Below are 1,660 nucleotides of genomic sequence, written 5' to 3'. Positions count from 1 at the left end.
CGGCGCGTGTCAAGGTACTTGTCGCCTCAGTCATGCAGCCAAAGGCTGTCTAAGTGTAGCGTGCGAGGCCATCGTGATGACTGACTCGCGCTCCGGATTGAGCGTGACGGCACCGATGGGCGTCCAGTCTCGCGTGCAGCCTGACCAGCGGGCCGGCTTACGTTCCCGCGCCTGGACATACACCTCGTGACGAGCGGCGAGGATCGCGTGATCGTCTCCGTCATGGCGCTGCGCTGGGCTGACGTAGCGGATGCTGCTGTGACGGTGGTCGAAGTTGTACCAATGCACGAAGTCGCTCGCCCAGTCGCGTGCAGCATTGAGCTCGGCGAAGCCCGTGGCGGGGAACTCCGGGCGGTACTTGGCCGTGCGGAACAGCGCCTCGGCATAGGCGTTGTCGTCACTGACGCGTGGGCGTGAGTACGATGGCTTCACGCCAAGCCAGTGGAGCATGGCCAGCACGGTCGTGGCCTTGAGCGTGGAGCCGTTGTCTCCGTGTAGCACCGGCTTGTCCGCCAGAGTAGCGATGCCCTCGGCCAGCGCCGTGCGCCGCACCAGATGGGCAGCGTGACTGGCATCGTCGCCCTCGTGCACCTCCCATCCGACGATCTTGCGGCTGTACAGGTCCAGGATCAGGTACAGGTAAAACCATTGACCGACGACCTCGGCGGGCAAGTACGTCATATCCCAGCACCAGACTTCGCGTGGTGCGCAAGCGATGTGCGTGGTCGGCGGTCGGCCAGCCTTGGGCGCTTTCGCCCGGCCCCGATGTGCAGTTTGTCCGTGCTCGCGCAGCACGCGGGCGAAGGTGGATTCGCTGGCGATATACACGCCTTGGTCGGCCAGCATTGGCACGATGCGCGCAGGAGGCATATCGGCGAAGCGCGGCTCGTTGGCCACCCGCAGCACCTCGGCACGCTCGGCGGCGCTCAGCGCATGGGAAGGTTGCGGGCGTACCGCATGAGGTCTTCCATCGCCCGATACGAGGCCTTCGCCGGCATTCCAGCGCTGCAGGGTGCGCACGTCGATGCCGGCCGTCTGGCAGGCCAGGCGCAGCCGTGCGCCGGCCTTGTGCGCGGTGTGGATATCGCGGGCCATCGACTGGCGATCTTCGAGGTCGATCATTCGTCCTCGCCCGTGCTGAAGATCGCCGCGACTTTTTTTGATAGCACCAGCAGCGCCGCCGTCTCAGCCAACGCACGGTCCTTGCGCCGCAGCTCGCGCTCGAGTTCCTTGATGCGACGTCGGTCCTGCTGCGTCTGCTGCGGGCTGGCACGCGCCTCCTCGGGCTCGGCCAGCGCCTGCGTGGCGCTTTGCCGCCAGGAAGCCAGCTCGTGCGGATACACGCCCTTGGCGCGGCACCATGCGCTCTTGGCAGCCTCGTCCATCGCAGCGGTCGTCAGCACGGCGTCAAATCGGGCCGCCGCTGTCCAGGCCCGCTCGCGAGCGGGCCTGGACAGCGCATCACTGCGCCAGCGCTCCAGCGTCCCCACTCCCACGCCAACCTCACGTGCAACGTCTTCCAACGCCGCGCTCTCCGGCGGCAGCAACCGCGCAACCGCTCTGTCCTTGAATGCTTGTCCGTATTTTGCCAATTCGTTTTCTCATCATCGCCCCCGGTTCATTGATTCTATTGGAGCGACAAGTATTCTGACGCGGGGGG

1 protein-coding gene is annotated in these 1,660 nt (G+C 65.8%); it reads right to left on the bottom strand.

Going from position 1 to position 1,660, the window contains the following annotated elements:
- Positions 1–30: 30 nt before the first annotated feature.
- Positions 31–1,592 (bottom strand): IS3 family transposase gene (locus AWB65_RS34795; protein ID WP_087671253.1). Its coding sequence is split into 2 segments (ribosomal slippage): positions 31–1,154 and positions 1,154–1,592, totalling 1,563 coding nucleotides; the frame shifts between segments, so codons are not numbered across the junction.
- Between the last annotated feature and the right edge of the window lie 68 nt (positions 1,593–1,660).

This window comes from Caballeronia humi, from assembly GCF_001544475.1.
Classification (GTDB): domain Bacteria; phylum Pseudomonadota; class Gammaproteobacteria; order Burkholderiales; family Burkholderiaceae; genus Caballeronia; species Caballeronia humi.
Note: the sequence above shows the minus strand (reverse complement) of the source record. Positions and strands in the feature narration are given on the sequence as shown.